Consider the following 26,887-nt stretch of genomic DNA (forward strand, 5'->3'; position numbering starts at 1 on the left):
GGGTCCGGGGTCCCGGGGTCAGGGCATCACGGCACGTCGGCGCCGTCCGCGCGGTCGCCGCCCGGTGCCTCCTGGTCGTCCTGCTGGGTGCCCGAGGACGCGTCGCCGGCCGCATCGGCCGCGCCGACCATCGCGTCGCCGCCGCGCGCGTCGTCGCCGAGCGCGGCCAGGGCGCTCTGCTCCTGCTCGCCCCGGTCCTCCCGGTCGAGGCCGGACGAGCCGTCCTCGGCGCGACCCATCTGCTCCGGGTGCTGGTCCATGTGCCGGTCGCCCGACTCGGATGCCTCGTGCTGCAGGCTCGCACCCACGCTCGCGGCACCCTCGTTCATCCCGCCGCGGTCGTTCACCATGTCGTCGTCCTCTCCGAGTTCTCGGCCACCGGATGGGTGACCGGCGCGTCCGTCGTCACCAGGCGTAGTCCTCCGGGGACGTCTTGTGCCCCGGGAAGATCTCGTCGAGGCGGTCGAGCGCCGCCTGGTCGAGGTGGATGTCCACGGATGCCACCGCCGACTCGAGCTGCTGCATCGTCCGCGGGCCGGTGATCGGCGCGGTCACGCCCGGCTGGTGGAGCAGCCACGCGAGCGCGAGCTCGCCCGGCGCGTGGCCGATCTCCTTCGCGAACGCCTCGTACTGCTCGATCGCGGGTCGGTTCGCCTCGAGGGCCTCCTTCGCGCGACCCTCGAGCCGGCGCGAGCCCTCCTCGGTCTTCTCGATGACGCCACCGAGCAGACCGCCCTGGAGCGGCGACCAGGGGATCATCCCGAGGCCGTACGCGCGCGCGGCGGGCAGGGTCTCGCGCTCGACGTCGCGGACGAGCAGGTTGTAGATCGACTGCTCGCTCACGAGGCCGACGAAGTTCCGGCGCGCGGCGGCCTCCTGCGCCTGGGCGATGTGCCACCCGGCGAAGTTGCTCGACCCGGCGTACAGGACCTTGCCCTGCTGGACGGCGACCTCCATCGCCTGCCAGATCTCCTCCCAGGGCGTCGCCCGGTCGATGTGGTGGAACTGGTACAGGTCGACGTGGTCCGTCTGCAGCCGGCGGAGCGAGTCGTCGAGCTGACGACGGATCGCCAGGGCCGAGAGCTTCGACTCGTTCGGCCAGTCGCCCATGTCGCCGTACAGCTTGGTCGCGATGACCGTGCGTTCGCGGCGGCCGCCGCCCTGCGCGAACCAGCGGCCGACGATCTGCTCGGTGACGCCCTCGCCCTTCTGCCAGCCGTACACGTTGGCGGTGTCGAAGAAGTTGACGCCGAGGTCGTGGGCGCGGTCCATGATCGCGAACGAGTCCTCCTCGCTCGTCTGTGGTCCGAAGTTCATGGTGCCGAGCACGGCGCGGGAGACGGACAGGCCGGTGCGTCCGAGGTGTGTGTATTCCATGCCTCCGGGTCTACGCCTCCCGCTGAGCGCGGGTCCAGGAGCAGCGGACCAGCCTGGGTGCCGTGCGTCCGCCACGCATCACCAACGGACGCCGACGGAGCAACGACAGGAGAGGACCACATGAGCGACCAGCAGCAGCCCCCGCAGCAGCAGGACACCCCCGGCAGTGAAGCCGAGCTCGGCCCCAAGGCGGACCACGGCGAGCAGTCGTACAAGGGCTCAGGCAAGATGACCGGCAAGCGTGCCGTCATCACGGGCGGCGACAGCGGCATCGGCAAGGCCGTGGCCATCGCGTTCGCCCGCGAGGGTGCCGACGTGCTCATCAGCTACCTCCCGGACGAGGAGGAGGACGCCCAGGACACGAAGCACTGGATCGAGGACGCCGGCCGGAAGGCCGTCCTGTTCCCCGGTGACCTGTCCGACCCGGCGTACTGCCGCTCCGTGATCGCGACGGCGGTCGAGGAGTTCGGCGGGCTCGACGTACTCGTCAACAACGCCGCGTTCCAGATGACGCACGAGACGCTCGAGGAGATCCCCGACGAGGAGTGGGACCACACCATCGCCACGAACCTCAGCGCCTACTTCCACCTCGCGAAGGCCGCCCTGCCGCACATGGAGGCGGGCGCGTCGATCATCGGCACGAGCTCGGTCAACTCGGACAACCCCGTGCCGACGCTCCTGCCCTACGACGTGACGAAGGCCGGCATCGCGAACTTCTCGGCTGCGCTCGCGCAGCTCGTCGGGTCGCGCGGCATCCGCGTGAACAGCGTCGCGCCCGGGCCGATCTGGACGCCGCTCATCCCGTCGACGATGCCCGAGGAGCAGGTCGAGTCGTTCGGGTCGCAGGCGCCGCTCGGTCGCGCCGGCCAGCCCGCGGAACTCGCCCCGGTGTACGTGCTCCTCGCCAGTGACGACGGCAGCTACGTGTCCGGTGCCCGCATCGCCGTCACCGGCGGCACGCCGATCCTCTGATCCGCGACCACGGGACGGACGGGAGGCGCGACATCGAAACCGGTGCCGCGCCTCCCGTCCGACACCCGGCCGTGTGGGGTACGACTGGACCAGCGAGAGGAGTGACCATGCCCGCGAAGGACGAGATCCCGAGCACCCTGCAGCGCTCGGATGAGCACGCGCAGGAGATCTACGCGAAGACGCTCGACTCGGCGAACGAGACCTACGGCCCCGGGGAGCGCGCCCACCGGACCGCGTTCGCCGCCGTCAAGCACGAGTACGAGAAGATCGGCGACCACTGGGAGCGCAAGGCGGAGAACGGTCCGTCCGACTCCGGTGCAGCCGGGAGTCGTGACGACGGTGAGACCCAGCAGGGCGTCGACGCGAACGCGTCCAAGCAGCACCTCATGGACGTGGCGAAGCGGCTCGACGTCAGCGGGCGATCGTCGATGACCAAGGACGAACTCGTCGACGCGATCAAGAAGGCCAACGCGAAGGCGACGCGCGACGCCCGCTCGTGAACGTGCACGAGGGCCCCAAGACGGGGTCGGGTTCGTTGTCGTGCGCACTGCACGGTCGCCGGGCGCGCGTCGACTAGCGTCGATCCGGTGAACGACGCGAACACGCCCGGCAGCCGCATCATCGGCCTCGGGCACCACCAGCCCGCCCGGATCATGACGAACGACGACCTCGCGGCGATCGTCGACACGAACGACGAGTGGATCCGGACCCGAACCGGGATCCGCACGCGGCACATCGCGTCCGAGGTCGACACCGTCACGAGCATGGCGATCGAGGCCGGCCGCGCCGCCATCGCCGACGCAGGCATCGACCCCGCCGAGATCGACCAGGTGTTCGTCGCGTCGACCTCCGCCACCGACCGCGCGCCGTACACCGCCGGACGCGTCGCCGTCGCGCTCGGACTCACTGCCGGCCCGGCGCCCATCGACATCAACACCGCCTGCTCCGGCTTCGAGTACGCGCTCGCCCTCGCCGACCAGTCCATCCGGCTCGGCAGCGCCACGACCTCGCTCGTGATCGCGTCCGAGAAGATCTCCGGCCTCGTCGACTGGACCGACCGGTCGACGTGCGTCCTCATCGGCGACGCAGCCGGAGCCGCCGTCGTCCAACGCAGCGACACCGCGGAGATCGGCCCGGTGTCCTGGGGGAGCGTCCCGCACCTGCTCGAGGCCGTGCTCGTCGACGGGGACCCGCAACGGTTCTCGCAGGAAGGCCGCTCGATCTACCGCTGGGCGATCACCGAGGCGGAGGGGCACGCGCGCCGCGTCGTCGAGAAGGCCGGGATGACGATGGACGAGATCCAGGTGCTCGCGTTCCACCAGGCGAACCTCCGGATCATCGAGCCGCTCGCCAAGGCGCTCGGGGGCGACACGAAGTTCGTGATCACCGACGTGCAGGAGTCCGGGAACACCTCGGCCGCGAGCGTGCCGCTCGGGTTGTCGAAGGCGTGGGCGGCCGGGGAACTGCCCGAGGGCGTGCCCGCGCTGCTGTTCGGGTTCGGCGGGGGCTTCGCGCACGCCGGACAGGTCGTCCGGACGCCGGTCCGGCGGGGCTGAGTCCACCGTCGGTGCGGCCGTGTCGCGCCCGGCCCGCTCGCTACGACGCGGGCGTGTCCGTGCCCGTGTCTGGGTCGGCCCAGAGGTCGTCCGTGTCGGCCGGACGACGCCAGGGCAGGGCGCGCTGCCGGCGCCGCGCGGTCCCGGCCTCGAGGCCCGGGGCGACGTCGCGCCCGCGTCGAGCCCGCTCGGGGCGCGGCGACACCGGGAGCGGGAAGTGTGCCGGCGGCGGGCCGAACGCCGTCCGCGAGCCGTCGATCACCTTGCGGCCGAGCGCGTGGTTCCCGACGCCGCCGATGACAGCGCCGATCCCGAACGGCACCGCGCGGCCGAGCACGCTCGCCCCCTGCCGCGCCAGGAAACGCTTGACGAACGAGTCACGGAGCCGTCCTCCGATGCCGCTGACGACCGAGCGGGGCAGGCTCGACGTGACGAGTTCGCCCCAGAACGCCGTCCGCGTCGGGCCACCCCCGGCCTGGGCCGCGAGCTGCTTGACGAGCGAGGTACCGGGCGCGCCGAGGATCATCGCCATCACGAGCGTCCGCGCTCGTTCGGGGTCGGTCACCGCGATGCCGTGCACCTCGGTGACCGACTGGGCGAACAGGGCGCTCGCCTCGAGGAACGCCGCCGTCTCCGCGCCCGTGAGGCCGAGGCTCGTCGCGAACCCGACCCCGGGGATCACCGCGCTCGCTCCGACCGCGGCGCCGCCCGTCGACACGGCGGTGAGGTACTGGCGCTCGAGGATCGCGATGACCTCGGCCGGTGTGGCGTCCGGGCGGCGCCGACGGATCCGGTCGACGTGTGCGACCACCACCGGGCGTTGCACGCTGAGCACGCGGTCGAGCGTCGCCGACCAGCGAGTGGACGCCAGGCCGCTCGGGCCGGGTACGTCGGTCTGCGCCTCGACCGAGGTGTTGTCGGTCGGGACCGTGACGGGAAGGGGGACGATGGCGTTTCGATCGCCCGGGGTGCCTCGTTTGACCATTCGTGCACCCTACGCTCGGCGGTTTCGCGGGTGCCGGGGCCGGTGCGTTCCGGCCGCCCTGCCTGCGCGCTTCTTCCGCTTCAGACTGCGCGTGGGGGCGGCGATGGGGCGGAGGGGTAAGCCCGCGCGGGGGAGCGTCGGCAGCTCGGCCCGCGGGCGGCGTCGACGTCCTGGACGCGTGCTGGCGGCGTGGACGCCGGTCGTGCGCTCCGGGGATCCGTGAACGGGGCCCGCACCGACCGTGCGCGCCCGGCGGTTGCCGGTCGGGCGGGAACGAGGTGGGCCTCCCGGTCGGTGGCGGCACCGGCGGCTGTCGGCGACGCGACCAGAGCGGGCGTGACGAGTCGACGGCATGCAGTGATGCTCGTGGAGCTCCGGGCGCGCCCACGCACCGGGAGCACTGGACTGGGGACGGGCCTGCTCGTGGATCACCTGGGGAGGAGTGTCGTCACAGTCGGAAGCGAGTGGTGCGTCACCTGGTGACGATCCCGCTGTCGTCCGTCATCGGCGATGTCGTCGTATGCGCGGGAACCAGATGCACGCGTCTTCGGTGACGGTGTGCGTGTCGGACGACCGCTGACCTGTCGGGAAACCAGCGGGAGCGGCGGGGCGGCGTCAGCGGCGCGCGAGCACCGCTCGGAGGGGGTGGTCCTGCCCCTCGAGGATGAGCTGCGCGCCGATGCCGGTCCGGGCGTTGACGATGACCGGCGCGAGCAGGTTCACCGTTGTGCCGCTCTCGGCGGGGTTCGCGACGACGAGGAGCATCGCCTCGCCCGCGTCGCGGAGGTCGAGGAGCGCGGTCTGCTCCTCGGTGATGACGGGCGCGTAGTCGGGCAGGTGCACGGCGGCGTCGAGGACGAACAGGCGTGGGTCCTCGGTGCTGGCAGCGGTGGTGCCGTGCCCGGCGAGGGCGAAGAGCCCCTCGGCACCGGTGACCTCCTGCAGGGTGAACGACGTCAGGGGTTCGAGACCGAACGGTGGGACGGTGAACGTCAGCGGGATGTTCATGAGAGGTAGTCCATCAGGGTCGGCTGCAGCGTCTTCGCGGTGACGGCGAGGGCTGCCTGGTAGTTGGTCTGCTGGAGCTGCAGGTCGAGGATCGCCTTGGCGACGTCCTTGTCCTCGATCTGGGAGCGCTGTCCCTCGAGGTCGGTGGACTGGGACGCGAGCGTCGACTGCGCGGTGATGACCGAGGAGTGTCGGGTGCCGACGTCGCCCTGGACGCCACGGACGGCGGCGATCCGGCTGTCGACCTGACTGATCCGCGCGCTGACGTCGGCACCGGACTGCAGGTCGCTGCTGATGTCGTCGATGAGGCTGAACACCGAGTCACTCCCGGTCCCGAAGACGGCGCTGCCGTCGGTGTCGACGCGCACGGTCGTCCCCGACGCGATCCGGCGCTGCACGCCGACGTCGGTGCCGTCGGTCGACCCGTTGTAGGTGAAGTCGCTGCCGTACGCGGCGGACGCGTCCGTGTTGCCGGCGAAGACGGCCCGACCGCCGTACTGCGTGTTGGCGTCCTGGAGCAGGTCCTGCTTGAGTCCCTGGAGCTCGGTGACGATCGCGTTCCGGTCGGTGTCGTTCATGGTGCCGCTGTTGGATCCCTGCACGGTGAGGTCCCGGACCTTGTTCATGACCGAGTACACGCTCGCGAGCGCGGAGTCGGTCGTGGCCAGCCACCCGGCGCCGTCGTCGGCGTTGCGGGAGTACTGCGCGTTCTGGGCCTGGGCGCTCCGCACGGTGATCGACTTGCCGGTACCGCTGGGGTCGTCCGACGGGACGGTGATGTTCTTCAGGCTCGACGCCTGGTCCTGCAGCTGCGCGAGCCGCGCGGCACCGGTCTGGAGACGCTGTTGCGCCGCCGCCATGGACATCTGGGTCGTGACACGAGTGAGCATGACGATCAGCTGATCCCGACGACGCCGACGTGGTTGATGAGGGTGTCGAGCATCTGGTCGACCGCGGTGAGCACGCGCGCGGCCCCCTGGTAGGCGTGCTGGTAGGTGAGCAGGTTCACGTTCTCCTCGTCGAGGTCGACGCCGGCCCCGGACTGCTGCTGCGTCTTGGCGCTCGTCGCGGCGAGTCCGGTGAGGGTGGTCTGGGTCGCGGCCGTCTTCGACGTCGTGCCGATGCCGGTGACGACGTCCGACCAGGTCCGGTCGGGGGCGTCCGCGGCGGAGCCGATCTGGCCGATGGTGTCCGCGATGCTGCCGCTGTACGAGCCGTCCGCGGTCCGGACGGCGATGCCGGCGGCGTCGGTCGGGACGACGGTGAGGCCCTGCGCGGCCGGGACACCGGCCGCGATCGCGAAGAAGTCGGTGCCGGTGGCACCCGCGGGGGTGTACCCGGTCTCGTGCACGGCGTTCACCTGCGTGGCGAGCGCGGTCGCGACACGGTCGTACCCCGCGGAGGCCTCGGCGAGGGCGCCCCCGGTGCCGTCGGCGTTCGCGGGCGCGAGGACGCTGAGCGTGCCGGCGATGCTGCCGCCGTCGAGTGTGACGGGCGAGCCGGACCCGCCGACCCACGACAGGGTCACCGGGGAGGCGGCGGCGCCGCGTAGCGTGTCGGAGCCGGTGACGGCCACGGCGTGGGCGGACGTGCCGTCGACGATCGCGTTCCCGCCGATGACCACGTCGACCGTGCCGTCGCCGTTGTCCCGCACCGTGGCGCCGGACAGGGACGCCATCTGTTCGGTGAGCACGTCGCGTTGGTCCATCAACTCGTTCGTCGAGCCGCCCCCCGCGGCGGTGGTGCGGATGCGGTCGTTGAGCGCCGCGACCTGGGTCGCCGCGGTGTTGAGCTGCCCGACCGCGTCGCCGACGTCGGACCGCGCGGAGGCCCACTGTGCGTCGATCGCCTGGGATCCGGTCCGCAGCGTGCTCGCCACCTGCGTGGCCGAGCTGAGCACGACGCCGCCGGACGCCGTGTCCCCGGGGTTGTTCTGGAGGTCCGACCAGGCCGACCACATCGTGTCCAGCTGGCTGGACAGTCCGTTCGCCCCGGGTTCGTTCAACGACGTCTCGAGGTCGGACAGTGCGGACGAGCGAGCCGACGCGTACCCGGAGGCGGACGCGGAGGCACGGACCTGCGTGTCGAGCGTCATGGTCGCGAGTCGGGCGATGCCGTCGACGGAGACGCCCTGGCCGGCGGTCGCGACCGTACCGGTGAGGAGCCCGGTCGCGGCGACCGGCGGGATGGACGTCTGCGTGATCCGCTGCCGGGTGTACCCGGTCGTCCCCGCGTTCGCGATGTTCTGACCCACGACGTCGAGTCCGGCACGCGCGGCGGAGAGCCCGGAGTAGGCGGTTGCGAGCGATCCGAAGGTGCTGACCATGACTACAGGCTCCCGTCGAAGAAGTGCGCTCCGGCGGCGCCGGCGTCGGCGGACCCGCGGCCGTCGTACGTCGCGACCTCGCCGACCGCACCGGCCAGCGTCTCCTGCGTGGCGCGCGCCGCCGCTCGGAGGAACCGCTCGTTCTCGTCCCGCAGCGCGGCGACCTGCGCGGTCAGCTCGATCATCGCGCGGAGGTGCGCAGCGAGGATCTCGCCCCACGGCCCCTCCGGCGCGGCGGCCGACACGATCTCGCGGAGGGGTGCGTCGGTCGGCGCGCCGAGCTGCTCGGCGACGGCGGCGCTCTCGACGCTGCGCTCGAGGCCGACGGCGCGCAGCCGCTCGAGGACCTGTTCGACCTCACGGCTCGCGTGGTCGACCCACCGCGAGCGTCCGGCGGTCAGGAGCAGCTGCTCCTCCTCGAGCTTGAAGGTGAGGAGCTCGAGGAGCTCGCGTTCCCGCCACAGCACGGCGGACAGTTCGTTCATGCCCAAGGTCTCCTCCCGGTGATCGGCTCGCTGCGTCGACGAGCACTATCGGTCCGCACGTCCGCCGCCGTTAGGAGCGACGGTGGGAGCGACCTGGGCGCACTAGCCGAACCCCCGGAGGGGCACCAGTGGCACCGCGCCTCCACTTCGGGGGGACGGGAACCGCCTTGTCCCCCGAAATGCCGACCCAGGGCGCCCAGGAAACCCCCGGACTGGGGCCGGTGGAGGTCTCCTGTCCCCCTCAGCTCGTCGATAGGTTCATGACTGCACCGCGGGCGACCGCACCGATCATCGAGGGGGAGACACCGGATGGACCGCACGGCACGGAACGCACTCGTGGTGGAGAACCTCCCGCTGGTGGGGTACCTCGTCGCCGAGGTCTGCGCCCGTGCGACCCACCTGTCGCGCGACGACATGGCCTCCGTCGGTGCCCTGGCGCTCGTCACCGCCGCAGACGCGTACGACCCCTCGCTCGGGGTGCCGTTCGGTGCGTACGCCCGCACGCGCATCACCGGGGCGTTCGCCGACGACATGCGCGCCGGCGACTGGGCCAGCCGTGGGACGCGCAAGCGCATCAAGGAGACGCTCGCCGTGCAGGACACCCTGACGGCGCAGCTCGGACGCGCGGTGTCGGTCCAGGAGCTCGCGGACGCCATGGGGGTCGACCGCCAGTCCGCGGCGGACGCCCTCGCCGACGCGGGCCGGACGGTCACCACGATCGACGAGACCGTGCACGACTCGCTCGCGGCCGAGGTCCCGCTGCCCGGTGACGACCTCCTCGCCACCGAGCGCACCCGCTACCTCCGCGCTGCCGTCGCCGCTCTGCCGGAGCGCATGCGGTTCATCGTCGAGGCCGTGTACTTCGGGGACCGCACCGTCACCGAGGTCGCCGAGGAGCTCGGGATCACCCACTCGGCGGTGTCGCAGCAGCGGTCCGAGGCGATGCGCCTGCTCCACGACGGCCTGACCGCCCACTACGGCGACAGCGACGACGTCGTCGTCGAGCCGCGCTCCCGCACGACGGCCGCGCGACGCAGCGCCTACCTCGCACGGGTCGCCTCGAACGCGGCGGTCGGCATGGCCCGCGCCGTGATCGAGCCCCTCGCCGGAACTGCCGCCGCGGCGAGTTGAGAACGTCGGGAGCACGGCACGCGGAAATCGGTCCGCACCGTCTCCTAACGGCTCCGGCCGCACGGCCGAGAGTCCTCGATGCCAGCCCATGGACGGGCCGGCGCACCACACCCACATTTCACGGAGGAAATCACCATGGGTATGTCCATCAACACCAACCTCTCGGCACTCGACACGTACCGGAACCTCAACGCGACCCAGAACGACCTGTCGAACTCGCTCGAGAAGCTCTCGAGCGGTCTGCGGATCAACAAGGCCGCCGACGACGCTGCCGGTCTGTCGATCTCCGAGGGCCTGAAGTCGCAGGTCGGTGGCCTCACGGTCGCGGCCCGCAACGCCCAGGACGGCATCTCCGTCGTGCAGACCGCTGAAGGTGGCCTCACCGAGGTCCACTCGATCCTCCAGCGCATGCGTGACCTCGCCGTGCAGGCCGGCAACGACTCGAACAACGCCGACTCGCGCACCGCGATCACGACCGAGGTCTCGTCGCTCCAGTCGGAGCTCAGCCGCATCGCCTCGTCCACGAACTTCAACGGCACGTCGCTGCTCAACAGCAACAGCACGCTGAAGTTCCAGGTCGGCGCGAACGGTGACGCCAACAGCCAGATCTCGGTCGACCTGTCCGGCGCCAACGTGAACAAGGTCGTCGACGCGCTCGGCGCGACGCAGTCCGACGGCACCGCGTTCACGATCAAGAGCGGCACGAACATCAACACCGCCTTCCAGGGCAAGTCGCTCTCGTTCGAGGCCGGCAAGGGCACCTCGTCGGACCTCAAGGTCACGACCGGCACCCTCACGGGCTCGAACGCCGACGGCACGTTCACGTCGGTCGACGATCTCGTGTCCTCGCTGAACGGTGACGCCACGTTCTCGAAGAACTTCACCGCCACCGCGGTGAAGGACGTGAACGGCGCGACCACCGGCTTCAACGTCCGCGCGAACGACGGCAGTGCGGTCGACACCGTCAGCCCGCTCGGGACGGCGGACACCACCGGCACCCTGACGGGCGCCGCCGGTTCGTCCACGACGGGCCTGCAGTTCGACACCGCGGACCACGCCCAGGCGGCAATCCGTGCCATCGACGCGCAGATCACGGCCGTGTCGACCGCCCGCTCGAACCTCGGTGCCGTCCAGAACCGCTTCGATCACGCCATCAACGTGACGAACGTGGCGAAGGAGAACCTCACCGCGGCGCAGTCGCGGATCACCGACGTCGACATGGCGGAGGAGATGGTCAACTACACGCGCGACAACATCCTGAGCCAGGCCGGCACGGCGATGCTCGCGCAGGCGAACCAGAGCACGCAGGGCGTCCTCTCGCTGCTCAAGTAACACCCCTGGCGGCCGCCGCCGTACGGATCCGTTCGGGTGATCCGTGCGGCGGCGTCGCTGCCGTCGAACGACCGGAAGGAGCCCCACGGTGTCCACCACCTCCGCCTTGACGACCACCTCGACGTCGGCATCGGGCACGCTCGGCATCGACGGCCTCGCCAGTGGCCTCGACACCACGAGCATCATCAACTCGCTCATGTCGATCGAGCAGCTGCCGCAGTCGCTGCTCCAGGACAAGGTCACGTCGACGAGCGCGTTCATCTCGTCGCTGCAGACGATCAACGGCCTGTTCGCGACGATGGCGACGAAGGCCACGGCCGCCGCCACGAGCACCTCCCTCAACCTCCTCACCGCGTCGAGCTCGTCCTCCGCGGTCACCGCGAGCGTGTCGAGCACCGCGGCCGCCGGGAGCGTCAGCTTCACGGTCGGGAGCACCGCCGCAGCGCAGGTCGGTGTCACCGCCGCGATGACGACGTGGTCGAGCAGCGCGCCGACGCTCACACTCGTCTCCGCGAGCGGTGCGAAGACCGAGATCAGCCCCGCCTCCGGCTCGCTCGACGACGTCGTCAGCGCGATCAACAAGGCAGGCGCCGGCGTCACCGCGACGAAGGTCGCCGCGGGCACGACAGCCGACGGCACGAAGCAGTACCGGCTCCAGCTCACCGCGACGGCCTCGGGGTCGGCGGGCGCGTTCACCCTCTACCGCGGCTCGGGCAGCGACGTCGACGCGGGGACCGCGACGAACGTCCTCACCGAGTCCGGTGCCGCCGTCGTGCAGCAGGCGTCCGACGCCTCGGTCACGCTGTGGGCGGGCACCGCGGCCGCGCAGACGATCACGAGCTCGACGAACACGTTCACCGACCTCGTGCCCGGACTCACCGTGAACGTGTCGGCGGTGTCCGCGGCGCCGGTCACGGTCACCGTCGCCCAGGACACGACGAAGGCCACCGCCGTCGCGTCCGGCCTGGTCGACGCGCTCAACGCGATCACGAGCTACTACTCCTCGAACACGAGCGTGTCGACGTCGACGAGCGCCACCGACGGCTCGCAGTCCACGACCGCGGGCGTGCTCCTCGGCGACGCGACGACGCGGGACGCCGTGCAGCAGATCACGAGCGCGATGTCGACACCGGTGAACGGGCAGTCCCCGTCCTCGATCGGCATCGAGATCACGAAGGACGGCGACTTCACCTTCGACTCCGACGCGTTCCAGGCCGCGCTCGCGACGGACCCCGCCGGCACGCAGAAGATCCTCTCGGGCCTGGCGCAGAACGTCGCGAACGTCGCGAACGGTGCGTCCGACAAGTACAGCGGTTCGATCACGACCGCGATCACGGGGCAGCAGTCCGTGGTCACGGACCTCAACCAGCAGATCAGCGACTGGGACACGCGGCTCGCGGACCGCCGTGCGACGCTGCAGGAGGAGTACACGAACCTCGAGACGAACCTGTCCACCCTGAAGTCGCAGTCGACCTGGCTCACGAGCCAGATCTCGTCGCTGCCCTCGTACTCGTCGTCGAGCAAGTGACCCGATGAACGCCTTCGACCTCGCCTCCGCCGCCGCGTTCCGTCGCGCCGCCGCCGAGGGCACCGCCGCTGACGACCGTCGCCGCGCGCAGTACGCGACCCAGTCGGTGCTGTCCGCGACCCCGGCCCAGCTCGTCACGATGCTCTACGACCGGCTGCTCCTCGACCTGCACCGCGCCGAGCAGGCGCAGACCACCGCCGACTGGTCGACCGCTCGGGAGCAGCTCATGCACGCGCAGGCGATCGTGGGGGAGCTGTCCACGTCGCTCCGCATCGACGTGTGGGACGGCGGGGAGGGGCTGCTCGCCATCTACAACTACGCGTCGACCGCGCTGATCACCGCGAACGTGCACCACGACGTCGACGCGACACGGCAGTGCATCCGTCTGCTCGAGCCGCTCCGTGCCGCGTGGCACGACGCCGCCGCGGCGTTGCCCGCGTCGGCGACGGCGACCGGGACCGGGGGAGCACTCGGTGTCGCCTGAGTGGTCGACGCCCGGCGAGCAGTCCGGTCAGGATCGCGGCGACGCAGTGACCGTGGACGCGCACTCGGCGTGGCACCGCGTCCTCACCGACCTCGAGGTCGCGGTCGCCCGCGCCGACGCCGTCGGCGTCGCGGTCCCGGCGTGGACCCCGCCGACCGGACTGGGACGGATCCCGCGCGAGCTCGTGGGTCGGGCCTCCCGGCTGCTCGCAGCGCAGCGGGACGCCGTCGCGCGCGTCGACGCGGCCAGGAGGGACGTCGCCGCGCATCTGGGCGCGCTGCGGTCCGTCGCGTCGTCGCGGGCGCCGGAACCGGCTCGGTACCTCGACGTCACGGGCTGACCGACCCCCGTTCGGGGCGACCGCTTACGTGGCCCGGGCGGTGCGCCGATAGCCCCTCTCGAGCACGGATCGCTCGTCCTCGGCCACGGATCGGCCTCCGCCACCGGCGACCCCTCGTGGTCGCCGTCCTCGTGGAACGGCTGGTCATGCTCGACTCCGTGTCGACCTCGGCGCTGCAGAGCGCGCTCGACGGTCTCTCGCTCCGGCAGAAGGTGATCGCGAACAACGTCGCGAACATCAACACGCCGAACTACCACGCCGAGAAGGTGCAGTTCGAGGACGCGCTCGCCCAGTCCGTCGCGGACGGGAACGGCAGCACGACGCCGACCATCGCGCGGAGCCTCGAGCCGACGAACACGAACGGCAACAACGTCGACCTCGACGAGGAGACGCTGTCGAACGTCGACACGACCCTGCGGTACCAGTTCGCGTCACAGGCGATGAACGCGGAGCTCACGGCGGTCCGCGCGGCGATGCGGACCGACTCGTGACCACGTTCGACGCGATCGGCATCGCGAGCACCGGCCTCACGGTGCACCGGAAGTGGCTCGACGCGATCTCGGACAACATCGCGAACGTCAACACGGTCAAGTCCATGGACGACTCGGCGTTCCAGGCCCGGTACGTCGAGGTCCAGGAGGGCGACGGCGTCTCCGGCGCCTACGTGGAGGGCGCGGCGTTCGGCAGTGCCGCCGGCCGCGTGACCTACGACCCGGACAACCCGCTCGCGAACAAGGAGGGGTACGTCCGGATGCCGGACATCGACCTCGGGACGCAGATGGCGGACCTCATCATGGCCCAGCGCGGCTACCAGGCGAACGCCGCCGTGGTCGACCGTGCCAAGACCGCCTACGAGGCGGCACTCCAGATCGGGAAGAACTGATGCCCATCGACGCCGTCAACGGGGTCACCACGAACGCGCTCTCCGGCGTGTTCGGCACCTCGCAGGCCACCACGCCCGCCACCACCGCCGAGCCCACGACCGGCGCCGACGGGTCGTTCGCCACGAGTCTCGGCAACGCGGTGGACGGCCTCCAGTCGCTCGAGAGCCAATCGAACACGCTCGCCGTCAAGGCCGTGACCGGGAACCTCGACGACATCCACGACGCGACCATCGCCGCCACCCGCGCGCAGGTGACGCTCGAACTCGTCTCCGCCGTGCGGAACAAGGGCGTCGACGCCTTCAACGAGATCATGAGGATGCAGGCCTGATGCCGCTCGCACTCCGCAACGCGTTCGCGCGGCTCGGCGCGACCCTCAAGGGGTTCAGTGTCGCGCAGCGCACCATCGCGGTCATCGGGATCGCGGCCGTCGTGCTCGGCGCGATCGCCCTGACGAGCTGGCTCTCGAAGCCCTCGTACGCGCCGCTGTTCACCGGCCTCGCCGCCACCGACGCGAGCTCGATCACCGACCAGCTGACGACGGACAACGTGCCGTACCAGCTCACCGACGGCGGGGCGACCATCCTCGTGCCCCAGGGCGACGTGTACCAGGAACGCCTCAAGGCGGCCTCGAACGGACTGCCGTCGTCGAACGAGGGTGGGTACGCACTGCTCGACAAGATGGGCGTCACGGCGTCGGAGTTCCAGCAGAACGTCACCTACAAGCGCGCGATCGAGGGCGAGCTCGCCAAGACGATCAGCGCCATGGACGGCGTGCAGACGGCGTCCGTGCAGCTCGCGATCCCCGAGAAGAGCGTGTTCGTCTCGGAGACCAAGGACCCGACCGCGTCGGTGTTCGTCGAGCCGAAGGCCGGCCAGACGCTGAGCACCGAGCAGGTCCAGGCGATCGTCCACCTGACGAGCGCCGCGGTCGAGGGCATGCAGCCGACCGACGTCTCGGTCGTCGACGCGAAGGGCGACGTGCTCTCGGCCGTCGGCACCGGCACCACCGGCGGGTCCGACGACCAGGCGAGCGACTACGACACCCGCGTCGGCCAGCAGGTCCAGGCACTGCTCGACAAGGTGGTCGGCGCCGGCAACTCCTCGGTCGTCGTCGCGGCGACCATGGACCCGAACTCCGGGACGCGCACCACCGAGTCGTTCGCCCAGCCCACGAGCGGCCCCGTCGCGCTCAACGAGTCCAGCTCGACCGAGAGCTACGACGGCTCCGGCGCCGGCGGATCCGGAGCGACCGGTGTCCTCGGCCCGGACAACATCGCCGTGCCGAGCGGCAGTTCGACGAGCGGCACGAGTGGATCGAGTGGGTCCAGCGGCTCGGGCAACGGTTACACGAACGAGTCGTCGACCAAGGACAACGCCGTCGACAAGACGACCGAGACCACCACGATCCCGGCCGGTGCGCTCAACCGGCAGACGATCTCGGTCGCGCTCAACAGCAAGGCCGCCAAGGGCGTCAACCTGCAGAGCATCGACGACCTCGTGGCCAACGCCGCCGGTGTCGACCAGACCCGCGGCGACCAGGTGAAGGTCGCGGTCGTCGACTTCAACAACGACGCGGCCAAGCAGGCCGCCGCCGCGCTCAAGGCCGCCGACGCCCAGGCCGCCGCGACCGCGATGTGGTCCACCATCCGCACCGCGGCCATCGTGGGCGGTGTCGTGCTCGCGATCGTCGCCGTGCTCGTCATGATGGCCCGCCGGGGTCGGCGCGCCGAACGCGAGGACGTCGACCTCGGCGAGCTCGACGCGTTCTCCGACGCGTACGAGCTGCCGATCGCGCTCGACGGTGCGGACCCGCGTGCGTCGCTCGCCGCGGCGGACGCACCGACCATCGCGCTGCCGACGCTCGGTGAGGCGCCCACCGGAGACGCCCCGACCGAGGTGCTCTCGAGCGAGGACGTCACGGCGGAGCGCCGGCGGGCGGACATCGCCGCCCTCGCCGAGCGTGATCCGGAGAAGACCGCCGACCTGCTCCGCGGGCTGCTCGACGACAGGACCTCGGTGTGAGCACGCCGCTGACGACCCCGAGCAGCGGGGCCCCGACGGCCGGGACGCAACAGCTCACCGGCGCGCAGAAGGTCGCGGTCATCCTCATGCAGATGGACACGGCCAGCGCCGCGAAGGTCATGAAGCAGTTCTCGGAGCTCGAAGCCGAGGAGATCACGGCCGAGATCGTCCGGATGCGCCGCGTCGACCAGACGGTGGCGGACCGCGCGATCGCCGAGTTCCACCGCATCAGCACGACCGGCCGGGTCACCCGCCGCGGGGGCAAGGACGCCGCGCTCGGACTGCTCGAGGCGTCGTTCGGCTCCGAGCGGGCCGCGGGTGTCATGGAACGCCTGGCGTCGACGATGGCCGGGGCGTCGTTCGAGTTCCTCGACGAGGCCGAGCCCGGGCAGGTCGTCACGCTGCTCGACGGCGAGCTGCCGCAGACGATCGCGCTCGTGCTCGCGCACCTCAGCGCCGGGCAGGCGTCCGCGGTGCTCGCCGGCATCGACGAGGCCGCGCGGACCGACGTCGCGCAGGCGTTCGCGACCATGGGCACGGCGACCCCGGAGGCCGTCGGGATCGTGGCCGCGACGCTCCGCGGTCGCGCCGGCGCCGTCGTCGCTCCCCGCGAGAGCGTCGAGGTCGTCGGCGGCATCGCGCCCCTCGTCGAGATCATCAACCGGTCGGACGTGTCGACCGAGCGGGCCCTGCTCGACAGCCTCGAGTCGCGCGACCCGGAGCTCGCCGAGGACATCCGGTCGCGCATGCTCACGTTCGCCGACATCGTCAAGCTCGAGGCGCGGGACATCCAGCAGGTGCTCCGCGGCATCGACTCGAAGGTGCTCGCGACGGCGATGAAGGGCGCGCAGCAGGCGGTCGTCGAGACCATCCGCGCGAACGTGTCCGAGCGCAACCGTGACCTGCTCGACGACGAGGTGCAGTCGATGGGGCCGGTCCGCATGTCGCAGGTCGAGGAAGCACGTGCCGAGGTGGTCCGTTCCATCCGCGAGCTCGAGGCCCAGGGCGTCATCACGGTGCACCGCGCCGAGGAGGACGACTTCGTTGAGTGACGTCGACACGAGCGCTGCCACGTTCACCCGGATCGCCTATCCCTCGATCGCGGCCCCGGCCGAGGAGCGTCGGAAGGCGCAGGCCGACGTGCGCGGTCACGCCGCGGGCTACGCGGCGGGCCTGCGCGCCGCCGAGGCCGAGGCGTCGGTGCGGCGGGCTGAGCTCGAGGCCGAGCACGTGGCCCGCACCGCAGCGCTCGAGGCGCGGACGGCCGCCGCCGTGGCCGCGCTCGAGACCGCGACGCGCGCGCTCGTGGCACGCGTGGTCCCGGTGCTGCACGAGGCCGAGGAGACCGTGGTCACCACCGCCGTGGAGCTCGCCGAAGCCGTCGTCGGACACGAGATCCGGGCCTCCCGGGCGGTGCCCACCGACGGCCGGGAGGCGCAGCACCCGTCCGGCGCGCTCGCGACCGTCCGACGCGTGCTCGCGTCCCTCGACACCGACGTCGCGCTGGCGGTGCGCCTCAGCCCGGCGGACGCCGCCGCCGTCGCAGGGGCCGCTCTGCCGGTCCCCGTCGTCGCGGACCTGGCATTGCGCGACGGCGACGCCGTGGTCGACCTGCCCTCCGGGATCCTCGACGCGCGCATCACCACGGCGTTCGCCCGCGTGCGTGCCGCGCTCGACCTCGCGCCGGACGACGGGACCGCCTCGTGAGCGTGGGAACGACGCCGCGGATCCGTCCGGCGGCACTCGACCGCGCCGTCGCGGCGGCACGTCCGCAGCGGGTCGGCGTCGTCACGAGCGCCGTCGGACTCGGACTCACGATCGCGGGGCTCGACTGCGCGATCGGCGAGGTCGTCGCCGTCGGCCGGGACGGCGAACCACCGGTCGCCGTCGAGGTCGTGGCCACCGACGCGAGCGGCATCCGCTGCATGCCGCTCGGCCGACTCACCGGCGTGACGGCGGGCACCCCGGCACGGCCGACCGGGCGTCCCGTGCTCGTGCCCACCGGTGCCGGTCTGTTCGGGCGCGTGCTCGACGGGCTCGGGCGGCCGATCGACGGTGCCGGGCCGCTCGACGCCGACGACCTGGTGCCCCTCGACCACGACACGCCCTCCGCCATGCACCGCGCACGGATCGCGACCCCGCTCCAGCTCGGCGTCCGCGTGCTCGACACCCTCACCACCGTCGGCCGAGGGCAGCGCCTGGGGCTGTTCGCCGGCTCGGGTGTCGGCAAGTCGTCCCTGCTGTCGATGATCGCGCGGGGGAGCGACGCGGCCGTGAGCGTCATCGCCCTCGTCGGTGAACGCGGTCGCGAGGTCCGGGAGTTCCTCGAGGACGACCTCGGGCCAGCCGGGCTCGCTCGTTCGGTCGTCGTCGTCGCCACCTCCGACGAGCCGGCGCTCATGCGGCTCCGGGCGGCGTTCCTGGCGACCCGCATCGCCGAGTCGTTCCGCGACGCCGGACAGGACGTCGTCCTCATGATGGACTCGCTCACCCGCGTCGCGATGGCGCAGCGGGAGATCGGCCTGTCCGTGGGCGAGCCGCCCGCGACCCGCGGGTACCCGCCGTCGACCTTCTCGCTCCTCGCAGGACTGCTCGAGCGTGCCGGAACGGACCGCGTCGGCAGCGTCACCGGCCTGTACACGGTGCTCGTCGACGGCGACGACCACAACGAGCCGATCGCCGACGCGGCGCGGAGCATCCTCGACGGGCACGTCGTGCTCGACCGGCGCCTGGCGGTCACGGGACACTTCCCGTCCGTCGACCCCCTCGGGTCGGTGTCCCGCGTCGCCGGCAAGGTGACGCCGGCGGACCGCCGCGCCCTCGCCACCACGCTCCGATCGGTCATGGCCGCGCGGAAGGCCGCGCAGGACCTGCTCGACGTCGGGGCGTACCAGCGGGGGAGCAACCCCCTCGTCGACGCCGCGGTGGACCACCAGGGCGCGATCGACGCGTTCCTCCGGCAGGGCATGGACGAGCGCGCCGAGGCCGAGGACTCCTGGCGCCGGCTCGCCGCCCTCGTCGCGCGGTTCGGGGGCGTCTGATGCCCCGCCGCTTCGCCCTCGCCGGACTGCTCCGCCTCCGGCACGCGCAACAGGACCAGGCCGCCGCCGAGCTGGCTGCCGCCAACGAGCGGCTCCGCGACGCCGCCGACGCACGGATGGCCGCCCGCCGCACGCTCGACGACCCGCAGGCCGAGGTCACCGACGCCGCGGTGCTCAGCGCGGTCGCCGCCGCCCGCGCCGCGACCCGCGGGATGCTCGAGGAGCTCGCGGGGGTCGAGGCCACCCGCCGTGCCGCCGCCGACCGGGCCCGCAGCGCCCACCACGACGCACGCCGTGCCGCGATCGGACTCGAGAAGCTCGAGCAACGGCACGCCGAGCGCGTCGCCGAGGAGGACCTGCGCGCCGAACAGCTCGTCCTCGACGAGATCGCCGCCCGCACGGCACGACCCACGCCGCCGGAGACCGAGCGTCCCGCGGCCCCCACCGACCCCACCGGAGGTGCCCGATGACCGTCGACGCGGTGTTCGCCCGGATCCAGGAGATCCAGTCCCAGATCGCCACCCTGCGCGGCGGTGTCGACGCGAGCGCGACCGCCACGAGTTCCACCGATGCCTCGACCGCGTTCGCGGACGCCCTGAGCGCCGCGAGCGACCCGACGACGGCGACCGGCGCCAGTGCCACCGCTGCTCCGGCCACCACCGACGCTGCCGCGCCGACGTCGACGGATGCCGAGGCCGGCGCGCTGGCGACGGGGTCCGGGGCCACGGGAACCGAGGTCGTGGCGGACGCGGAGAAATACCTCGGCGTGCCGTACGTGTTCGGTGGCACCACCCGGTCCGGTATGGACTGCTCGGGACTCGTCCAGACGGTGTTCAAGGACCTCGGCGTCCACATGCCCCGCGTCGTGCCGGACCAGGCGAAGATGGGCGTCGCCGTGCCCTCGCTGGCCCAGGCGCAGCCCGGGGACCTCATCATCCCGAAGGGCGAGGGCCACGTCGTCATCTACGTCGGCAACGGGAAGGTGCTCCACGCGCCGCACCCCGGCAAGGACGTCCGCATCGTCGACAACTGGCTGAAGGACAGCGACATCGCGACGATCCGACGCATCGTGCCGTCGACCGCCACGTCCTCGCCCCCGGCCGCGGCCGCCTCCGACGCGTCCGCGGTCGCGTCCGCCCGGTCCCTCCTGGCGTCGCTGTCGTCCGCGACGGGAGCGGGCTCGAGCGCGTCGTCGCTCGACGCGCTGGCGTCGCTCGGCGGGCTGTCCTCGCTGTCCTCGCTCGGGGGCCTGTCGTCGCTCTCGTCGCTCGGCGGCACCGTGGGGACCTCGTCGGCCGACCTCCAGACAGCGGCGCTCATGTCGCTGCTCGGCGGCGGGAGCATCGCATGACCGTGCTCGCCACGCCCGCGGCACCGCCGCCCGCGGCGCCACGGTCCGGTACGGCCCGTCCGACGTCGCCCACCGGCTCCGGGGACTTCGACGCGACCCTGGCCTCCGTCGCCACCGACAGCGATCGGGACGGCCGGTCCGACGACCGGCTGGACCAGGAGGCCGGCGTCCGACCCGATCACCGGCCCGCTCCGTCGACCGGGAGGCCCGGGAGCAGCCACGACGACCGCGCCGCACGACCACGGGGGCGCCACGACGGCGCCGACCGCCATGCGGAACGAGCCCGGCCGGCATCGACGCCCGCGAACGGGACGGACGCGGGCGACCAGTCCGGCGCCGACGTCGGGGACGGGCTCGTGGACGTCGCCGGTGCCGCGGCGCTCGCGAGCCTGGCTGCTGCCGTCACCGGGGCCTCCTCGACGGCCGCCGGTGCGCCTTCTGCCGTGGCCGACACCGGAGCCGCGTCCGGCTCGGCCGGTGCCGTCCCGACGGGCGCGGGTGCTGCGCTCGACGTCCCCGGTGCCACGACCGCCACGGCCACCACCGTCGCCGGGGGCGCCGTGCCCACGGGCGTCGGTCTCGGCGCGGACCCGACCACCGGCCGCCGCGCGGCGCTCGGGTCCGGTGCCTCCGGCCCGACATCCGCCGTGCCGGCGACGCTCACCCCGATGGGGGGACTGCCCGGGCTCGCCGCCGCCCCGGTGTCCGACGCCGTTCCGGGGAACACCGCGGCCGACGCGACGTCCGACCCGAGCGCGACCGCAGGCGTCCCCGGCACGCTCGCCGGAGGCACCACGGCCCCGGGCGGCGCCTCCGTCACGTCGACGTCGCCGGTCGGAGTCGACACCGTCGGCCGCAGCCGGCTCGGCCGGAGTGCCACCGGCACCGGCGCCGGCACCGGCGCCTCCCGGTCCGGCTCCGTCGAGACCAGGACCTCCGAAGCCATCACCGACGGGGTCGGCATCGCCGGGCGCGCCACCGACGCCTCGAGCCCCGGAGCGAGCGTCACCGGACCCGCCACGACCGGCACCGCGACGAGCGGCACCGCGACGAGCGGCACCGCGACGAGCGGACCCCTGCCGAGCGCGGCGGCGGCCAGCGGGGCGATCACCGTCCCGCCGTCGACGGCGACCGAGCGACCGGCGGTCCGCATGGCGTCCGCGGACGCCGCACCGTCCCTCCCGACCCGCACCGCGGGACCGGCGCCGGCCGGGCCGGCGCGCACGACGACCGGACCCGCGGCCGTCGACCAGCGCGCGCCGGACGCGGCCCCGTCCCTCCCGTTCGCCGTACCCGCGGTGGCCCCGGGAGCCGGACCGGCCGGTCCCGCGGTGTCGGCGACCGCCGCAGCGCCGTCACCGACCCCCGCGCCGTTGGCGCAGCAGCTCGCGCGACCGCTGTTCACGCTCGCGGCAGCGCCACACGGCGAGCACGTCGTGACCGTCACGGTGAGCCCGGAGACGCTCGGATCGGTGACCGTCCGCGCGCACGTGTCCGCCGACGGGATGCGCGTCGAGCTGTTCGCCGCGTCGGACGCGGGCCGGGACGCGGTGCGGTCGATCCTGCCCGAGCTCCGACGTGACCTCGGGCAGACCGGGGTGGCGACGACACTCGACCTCTCGGGGCAGAACCAGCCGTCGGACACGGGCGGCGGCGACCGGCGACCCTCGACCGCCCCGACGCCCGGGTCGGGCGGTCCGGTCGGGCCCACCGGCGCCACGGTGGCGTCCGCTGACGCCGCTGCGGCCGCCGGACGGACGGCCACCCCGACCACCGGGCTCGACGTCCTCGCCTGACGGCGCTGACGAGACCCGAACGACGACCGATAGTCACCGAGAACGAACGAAGGACCGCACATGGCACTCGACGGCATCACCGGCACCGTGGACACGGCCGCCCAGGCATCAGCGCTCGCGGCGAACCCGACGACGACCTCGTCGACGATGGACTCGCAGATGTTCCTCAAGCTGCTCGTCACGCAGCTGCAGAACCAGGACCCGTCGAGCCCGATGGACACGAACGCCATGATCAGCCAGCAGACGCAGATGGCGATGATGGAGCAGATGACGAACCAGACGTCGACCGCGAACGAGAACTTCTCGCTCCAGATGCGGATCGCCGCCGCCAACCTCGTCGGCAAGCAGGTCTCCTACACCGACGCGACGACCGGCACCGACGTGACCGGCACCGCCACCGCCGTGTCGTACGCCGGGAGCGTCCCGCAGGTGACCGTCAACGGGAAGGAGGTCGCTCTGGACAGCGTCTCCGGCGTCACGACCACGACCAGCAGCGGGTCCTGAGGGCCCCGCGTCTCCCCGGGCCCTGCCCGCACGACCACCCCGGCCAGGACGGCCGGTCGGACCACCACCGCACAGCACGGACGCGCCGCGGAGACCACCACTTCCGTCACCGACGGCGAGCCAGCCGGCCCGTCGCCCTCCGAAAGGACGCACCATGCTCCGCTCGCTGTACTCCGGGATCTCCGGACTCCGCTCCCACCAGGAGATGCTCGACGTCACGGGCAACAACATCGCCAACGTCAACACGGCCGGCTTCAAGTCGTCGACGACCGTGTTCCAGGACACCCTGTCGCAGATGACCCAGGGTGCGGGCTCCCCGCAGTCCGGCCTCGGCGGCACGAACCCGGCCCAGATCGGCCTCGGCGTGCAGGTCGCCGGCGTCTCGACGAACTTCGCGCAGGGCTCGGCCGAGGCGACCGGCAAGGCCACCGACCTCATGATCTCCGGCGACGGGTTCTTCGTCACGCGACAGGGCAACGACACCGTCTACACGCGGGCCGGCTCGTTCGACTTCGACGCCCAGGGCCTCCTGACCACCCCGGACGGCAAGATCGTCCAGGGCTACTCGGCCACCAACGGTGTCGTCGACGACGGCGGCCAGCTCGGCGACATCACGCTGCCGCTGACCGCAGCGGCACCCGCTGCCGTGACGACCTCGGCCACGGTCGACGGCAACCTGCCGTCGGACACCGCGACCGGACAGGTGATCACCCGCGACAGCGACGTGTACGACGCGTCCGGCACCAAGCACGCGATGACGCTCGCATTCACGAAGACCGCCGCGGGCTGGAACGTCAGCGGCACCGACGGTGAGGGCAACGCCGCGTCCGGCACGATCACGTTCGGCGCCGACGGCAAGATCAGCGGCGGTGGGACGCTGAAGATCGGTGGCATCACCGCTGACATGACCCAGCTCACCGGGTTCGCCACGCTCTCGACCGCGTCGATCAGCAGCCAGAACGGCCACGCGGCCGGCACCCTCAAGGGCTTCTCCATCTCGCAGGACGGCACGCTCGTCGGCCAGTTCTCGAACGGCTCGACCGAGGCGCTCGGCCGCATCGCCCTGGCGTCGTTCGCGAACCCGGGTGGCCTCGAGAAGGTCGGCGACTCCGGCTACCGCGCCACGGCGAACTCGGGTTCGGCGCAGGTCGGGAGCCCCACGTCCGGCAGCCTCGGCTCGCTCGCGTCGGGCACGCTCGAGATGTCGAACGTGGACCTCTCGCAGGAGTTCACGAACCTCATCGTCGCCCAGCGTGGGTTCCAGGCGAACGCCCGCATCATCACGACGTCCGACTCCGTGCTCGAGGAGCTGACGAACCTCAAGCGCTGACGCGCACGCCGCGCGGCCGGGAGGCCCGGCGGACGTCCGGTTCACCGGTCACGTCCGCCGGGCCTCCCGGCATGTGCGCGGTCACCGGCGCGCCGCTGCCCCTCGGGTGCTGGGAATTCGAAGCACCTAGGATGGACGGATGCCCGTCGACGAAGCCCGACCCCTGCTCGACCCCGTCGAACTCGACGCGTACTTCGCGCTCATCGAGGTGAGCAGTCTGCTGCGCCACACGGTCGAGCAGCAGCTGCGTGAGGCCGGCGACCTCAGCTACGTGCAGTTCCAGCTCCTCGCCACGCTGGGCGACGCTCCGGACGGCAGCCGCCGGATGACCGAACTCGCCGACGGCGTCGTCTACAGCCGGAGCGGCCTCACCTACCAGGTGGGGCTGCTCGAGCGGGCCGGGCTCGTCGCCCGGAGCACCTCGGCCGAGGACGAGCGCGGCGTCACCGTGACGGTCACCGACGCGGGTCGCGCCGTGCTCGCCCGCGTGTTCCCGGGCCACGTCGCGGTCCTCCGCGAGCTGTTCCTCGAACCGCTCGGCCACGACGACGTCGTGGCGCTGTTCCGCGTCCTCGCCCGCGTCCGCGACCACATGCGCACCATCCCGCCCCGTTCCGCCAGGCCGCGGCGCACCCGTGCCGCACGGCGCGACACGCCGAGCGGCGACTGACCGGAACGGATCGTGAACCCGATCGCCCGGTCCGTGCAATACCTGGTGTGAGCACCGACAGCGACATCATCCGGCGGACCCTGGAGCGGCCCGCCGAGTTCGCGCAGCTGTACGACCGGCACGCCCCGGCGATCCACCGGTTCGCAGCGCGCCGCGCGGGACCCGACGTGGCCGAGGACCTGGTGTCCGAGACCTTCACCGTCGCGTTCGAGCGCCGGACCGCGTACGACCTCGACCGCGCGGACGCCCTGCCCTGGCTGTACGGCATCGTCACGACGCTGCTGAAACGGCACCGTCGGATCGAGGCGCGGCTCTGGGCGAGCGCCCGGGCCGACCCGACCGCGCTCGTCACCGAGCACGACCACGAGGCGCTCGAGGCCGAACTCGCGGTCCGCCGACTGCGCTCCGCGATCCAGCGGATGCCCGCCCGCGACCGCGACGTGCTGCTGCTCTACGCCTGGGCCGACCTCGACTACGAGGGCGTCGCCCTGGCGCTGGACGTTCCCGTCGGGACGGTCCGCTCACGACTCAACCGAGCACGCCGCACGCTGCGTGCCGCTGCAGGCCGCGACGCGGCTCAGGAGGTGGAACATGGACGAGTTGACACTGCTCCGGTCCGTTCGTGACGACGTGGAACCGGTCCAGCCGGAGACGTTGGCACGCGGCCGGGAGGCACTGCTCGCGCACATCGAGCAGGGCACGCCCACACGGGGTCCGGTCCGACGTGGATCCGGTCGGCGCGGCCGCCGTGCCGGGTGGATCGGCGCCGGTTCCGTCGTCGCCGCGGGCGTCGCGGCGGCCCTCGTCGTCGGGAACGTGATCGGCGTGGCCGGCACCGGACCGCACGGGAGCGCCGCGCCGGCAGCGGCGGAGGTCCTCACCCACGCCGCCGCCTCGACGACCGCCACGACGGACCCGGTCGTGCACCCCGGCCAGTACCTCGAGGTCGCGACGCGGGCCGTCTACGCATCCGGGTTCGAGGACGACCACGGCTCCGGCACCTACCTGTCGTCGCAGGACGGCCAGTTGTACGTCCCCGCCGACACGGCCGGTGACTGGGTCTGGGTCCGCGACCCGGAGCGGGTGGTGCAGACGTTCGGGCCCGACTCCGAGCGCGCCGCGCGCGTGTCCGACAAGGCGAAGGGGGAGTACCTGCGCGCAGCCGGTGGTGGGTTCTACGGGAGCCCGGCCGTGGTGTCGCCGTCGGACCTCGCGGCCCTTCCACGGGACCCCGCCGCGCTGCTCCGGCACGCCTACGACGCCACGAAGGGCCAGGACGACCCGGACCTCGCCGCGTTCGGGTGGATCGCCGACACGCTCCGCAGTGGACTCGCACCGGCGGACCTCCGCGCAGCCCTGTACAAGGCGGCCGCGGGCATCCCCGGGGTCGTCCTGACCGACCGCCAGGCCAACCTCGAGGGACGGACCGGCGTCGCGATCGGCTACGCACAGGGCAACGGCGACCAGCAGGAGCTCATCATCGATCCGTCCACGGGCCTGCTCATCGGCGAACGCGAGGTCGTCACGGGCGGGGCGGCTGCCTCCTGGAAGGTGCCCGACGGCACCCCCATCGGCTGGACCGCGGTGACCACGAGCGTCGTCGACGCCGCACCGGCCAGGAGCGCCCGGTGAGCGCCGCACCGCAGGTCGAGACCGTCGGCGTGGACACCGTGCCGCTCCTGGTGATCCCGACGCCGAGGACCCGCTGGGTCGACGTCACCTGGGCACTCGAGCGCGAGGCCGCGAACGGACGATGACGGCCCGT

At 72.5% G+C, this 26,887-nt stretch carries 31 protein-coding genes; 24 read left to right on the top strand and 7 right to left on the bottom strand.

What is annotated here, in order from left to right; genetic code table 11:
- Positions 1-26: 26 nt before the first annotated feature.
- Positions 27-350: a hypothetical protein gene (locus DEI81_RS02055; RefSeq protein ID WP_111008817.1), complete on the bottom strand. Its 324-nt coding sequence runs from the start codon at positions 348-350 to the stop codon at positions 27-29.
- A gap of 55 nt (positions 351-405) precedes the next feature.
- Entirely contained in the window at positions 406-1,377 is a 972-nt protein-coding gene (locus DEI81_RS02060) for an aldo/keto reductase (RefSeq protein ID WP_111008818.1), read from the bottom strand.
- 120 nt (positions 1,378-1,497) lie between these two features.
- On the opposite strand from DEI81_RS02060, the gene DEI81_RS02065 reads away from it, so the two are divergent.
- From DEI81_RS02065 to DEI81_RS02075, 3 genes are all read left to right on the top strand, one after another.
- A complete protein-coding gene (locus DEI81_RS02065; protein ID WP_111008819.1) occupies positions 1,498-2,349 on the top strand; it encodes an SDR family oxidoreductase in 852 nt (283 codons plus the stop codon).
- A gap of 107 nt (positions 2,350-2,456) precedes the next feature.
- Entirely contained in the window at positions 2,457-2,849 is a 393-nt protein-coding gene (locus tag DEI81_RS02070) for a ChaB family protein (protein ID WP_111008820.1), read from the top strand.
- 87 nt (positions 2,850-2,936) lie between these two features.
- On the top strand, positions 2,937-3,905 hold the full coding sequence (locus DEI81_RS02075) for a beta-ketoacyl-ACP synthase 3 (RefSeq protein ID WP_111008821.1): 969 nt from the start codon (positions 2,937-2,939) through the stop codon (positions 3,903-3,905).
- A 40-nt stretch (positions 3,906-3,945) separates the two neighbouring features.
- Here DEI81_RS02075 and DEI81_RS02080 read toward each other — a convergent pair whose 3' ends face one another.
- From DEI81_RS02080 to DEI81_RS02100, 5 genes are all read right to left on the bottom strand, one after another.
- Positions 3,946-4,890 (bottom strand): hypothetical protein, encoded by a 945-nt coding sequence (locus DEI81_RS02080; RefSeq protein ID WP_181435292.1) that lies wholly within the window; start codon positions 4,888-4,890, stop codon positions 3,946-3,948.
- Positions 4,891-5,505: 615 nt separating this feature from the next.
- Complete coding sequence (locus DEI81_RS02085; RefSeq protein WP_111008822.1) at positions 5,506-5,898, bottom strand: flagellar assembly protein FliW; 393 nt, start codon at positions 5,896-5,898, stop codon at positions 5,506-5,508.
- The gene (gene flgL / locus DEI81_RS02090) at positions 5,895-6,788 is read right to left on the bottom strand and encodes a flagellar hook-associated protein FlgL (protein WP_111008823.1); all 894 of its coding nucleotides are present in this window, start codon (positions 6,786-6,788) and stop codon (positions 5,895-5,897) included. Before flgL ends, DEI81_RS02085 begins: the two co-directional genes overlap by 4 nt.
- A gap of 5 nt (positions 6,789-6,793) precedes the next feature.
- Complete coding sequence (gene flgK, locus DEI81_RS02095; RefSeq protein ID WP_111008824.1) at positions 6,794-8,224, bottom strand: flagellar hook-associated protein FlgK; 1,431 nt, start codon at positions 8,222-8,224, stop codon at positions 6,794-6,796.
- 2 nt (positions 8,225-8,226) lie between these two features.
- Positions 8,227-8,715, bottom strand: a complete 489-nt coding sequence (locus DEI81_RS02100; protein ID WP_111008825.1) for a flagellar protein FlgN — start codon at positions 8,713-8,715, stop codon at positions 8,227-8,229.
- 303 nt (positions 8,716-9,018) lie between these two features.
- Here DEI81_RS02100 and DEI81_RS02105 point away from each other — a divergent pair, with 303 nt between their 5' ends.
- The 21 genes from DEI81_RS02105 to DEI81_RS16455 all read left to right on the top strand — a co-directional run bounded on the left by DEI81_RS02105 (position 9,019) and on the right by DEI81_RS16455 (position 26,879).
- Complete coding sequence (locus tag DEI81_RS02105) at positions 9,019-9,840, top strand: sigma-70 family RNA polymerase sigma factor (protein WP_111008826.1); 822 nt, start codon at positions 9,019-9,021, stop codon at positions 9,838-9,840.
- A gap of 135 nt (positions 9,841-9,975) precedes the next feature.
- The gene (locus DEI81_RS02110; protein ID WP_111008827.1) at positions 9,976-11,172 is read left to right on the top strand and encodes a flagellin; all 1,197 of its coding nucleotides are present in this window, start codon (positions 9,976-9,978) and stop codon (positions 11,170-11,172) included.
- Positions 11,173-11,260: 88 nt separating this feature from the next.
- Positions 11,261-12,700: a flagellar filament capping protein FliD gene (fliD, locus tag DEI81_RS02115; RefSeq protein ID WP_258368434.1), complete on the top strand. Its 1,440-nt coding sequence runs from the start codon at positions 11,261-11,263 to the stop codon at positions 12,698-12,700.
- Between the two features lie 4 nt (positions 12,701-12,704).
- Complete coding sequence (fliS, locus tag DEI81_RS02120; RefSeq protein ID WP_111008828.1) at positions 12,705-13,184, top strand: flagellar export chaperone FliS; 480 nt, start codon at positions 12,705-12,707, stop codon at positions 13,182-13,184.
- A gap of 46 nt (positions 13,185-13,230) precedes the next feature.
- Positions 13,231-13,524 carry a hypothetical protein gene (locus DEI81_RS02125; RefSeq protein WP_111008829.1) on the top strand — a complete coding sequence of 98 codons (294 nt, stop codon included), beginning with the start codon at positions 13,231-13,233 and terminating at the stop codon, positions 13,522-13,524.
- 146 nt (positions 13,525-13,670) lie between these two features.
- On the top strand, positions 13,671-14,015 hold the full coding sequence (locus DEI81_RS02130) for a flagellar basal body protein (RefSeq protein ID WP_111008963.1): 345 nt from the start codon (positions 13,671-13,673) through the stop codon (positions 14,013-14,015).
- Positions 14,012-14,407: a flagellar basal body rod protein FlgC gene (locus DEI81_RS02135; RefSeq protein ID WP_111008830.1), complete on the top strand. Its 396-nt coding sequence runs from the start codon at positions 14,012-14,014 to the stop codon at positions 14,405-14,407. The genes DEI81_RS02130 and DEI81_RS02135 overlap by 4 nt, the downstream gene beginning before the upstream one ends.
- Positions 14,407-14,736 (top strand): flagellar hook-basal body complex protein FliE, encoded by a 330-nt coding sequence (gene fliE, locus DEI81_RS02140; protein ID WP_111008831.1) that lies wholly within the window; start codon positions 14,407-14,409, stop codon positions 14,734-14,736. The genes DEI81_RS02135 and fliE overlap by 1 nt, the downstream gene beginning before the upstream one ends.
- Entirely contained in the window at positions 14,736-16,430 is a 1,695-nt protein-coding gene (gene fliF / locus DEI81_RS02145; RefSeq protein WP_111008832.1) for a flagellar basal-body MS-ring/collar protein FliF, read from the top strand. The genes fliE and fliF overlap by 1 nt, the downstream gene beginning before the upstream one ends.
- Positions 16,427-17,482, top strand: coding sequence for a flagellar motor switch protein FliG (gene fliG / locus DEI81_RS02150; protein WP_258368435.1), 1,056 nt, complete (start codon positions 16,427-16,429; stop codon positions 17,480-17,482). The genes fliF and fliG overlap by 4 nt, the downstream gene beginning before the upstream one ends.
- The gene (locus DEI81_RS02155; RefSeq protein ID WP_111008833.1) at positions 17,475-18,137 is read left to right on the top strand and encodes a hypothetical protein; all 663 of its coding nucleotides are present in this window, start codon (positions 17,475-17,477) and stop codon (positions 18,135-18,137) included. Before fliG ends, DEI81_RS02155 begins: the two co-directional genes overlap by 8 nt.
- Before the next feature lie 2 nt (positions 18,138-18,139).
- Positions 18,140-19,471, top strand: coding sequence for a FliI/YscN family ATPase (locus tag DEI81_RS02160; RefSeq protein ID WP_111008834.1), 1,332 nt, complete (start codon positions 18,140-18,142; stop codon positions 19,469-19,471).
- The gene (locus DEI81_RS02165) at positions 19,471-19,941 is read left to right on the top strand and encodes a hypothetical protein (RefSeq protein WP_111008835.1); all 471 of its coding nucleotides are present in this window, start codon (positions 19,471-19,473) and stop codon (positions 19,939-19,941) included. Before DEI81_RS02160 ends, DEI81_RS02165 begins: the two co-directional genes overlap by 1 nt.
- On the top strand, positions 19,938-20,822 hold the full coding sequence (locus DEI81_RS02170) for a C40 family peptidase (protein WP_111008836.1): 885 nt from the start codon (positions 19,938-19,940) through the stop codon (positions 20,820-20,822). Before DEI81_RS02165 ends, DEI81_RS02170 begins: the two co-directional genes overlap by 4 nt.
- Positions 20,819-22,618: a flagellar hook-length control protein FliK gene (locus tag DEI81_RS02175; RefSeq protein ID WP_111008837.1), complete on the top strand. Its 1,800-nt coding sequence runs from the start codon at positions 20,819-20,821 to the stop codon at positions 22,616-22,618. Before DEI81_RS02170 ends, DEI81_RS02175 begins: the two co-directional genes overlap by 4 nt.
- Positions 22,619-22,678: 60 nt before the next feature.
- Positions 22,679-23,122: a flagellar hook capping FlgD N-terminal domain-containing protein gene (locus DEI81_RS02180; protein WP_111008838.1), complete on the top strand. Its 444-nt coding sequence runs from the start codon at positions 22,679-22,681 to the stop codon at positions 23,120-23,122.
- 154 nt (positions 23,123-23,276) lie between these two features.
- The gene (locus DEI81_RS02185) at positions 23,277-24,452 is read left to right on the top strand and encodes a flagellar hook protein FlgE (RefSeq protein WP_111008839.1); all 1,176 of its coding nucleotides are present in this window, start codon (positions 23,277-23,279) and stop codon (positions 24,450-24,452) included.
- Positions 24,453-24,591: 139 nt separating this feature from the next.
- Positions 24,592-25,122: a MarR family winged helix-turn-helix transcriptional regulator gene (locus DEI81_RS02190; RefSeq protein WP_111008840.1), complete on the top strand. Its 531-nt coding sequence runs from the start codon at positions 24,592-24,594 to the stop codon at positions 25,120-25,122.
- Between the two features lie 47 nt (positions 25,123-25,169).
- Complete coding sequence (locus DEI81_RS02195; protein ID WP_258368437.1) at positions 25,170-25,748, top strand: RNA polymerase sigma factor; 579 nt, start codon at positions 25,170-25,172, stop codon at positions 25,746-25,748.
- Complete coding sequence (locus DEI81_RS02200) at positions 25,714-26,754, top strand: CU044_5270 family protein (protein WP_111008841.1); 1,041 nt, start codon at positions 25,714-25,716, stop codon at positions 26,752-26,754. Before DEI81_RS02195 ends, DEI81_RS02200 begins: the two co-directional genes overlap by 35 nt.
- On the top strand, positions 26,751-26,879 hold the full coding sequence (locus tag DEI81_RS16455; protein ID WP_258368438.1) for a hypothetical protein: 129 nt from the start codon (positions 26,751-26,753) through the stop codon (positions 26,877-26,879). Before DEI81_RS02200 ends, DEI81_RS16455 begins: the two co-directional genes overlap by 4 nt.
- Positions 26,880-26,887: the final 8 nt, after the last annotated feature.

This window comes from Curtobacterium sp. MCBD17_013, from assembly GCF_003234565.1.
Lineage (GTDB): Bacteria > Actinomycetota > Actinomycetes > Actinomycetales > Microbacteriaceae > Curtobacterium.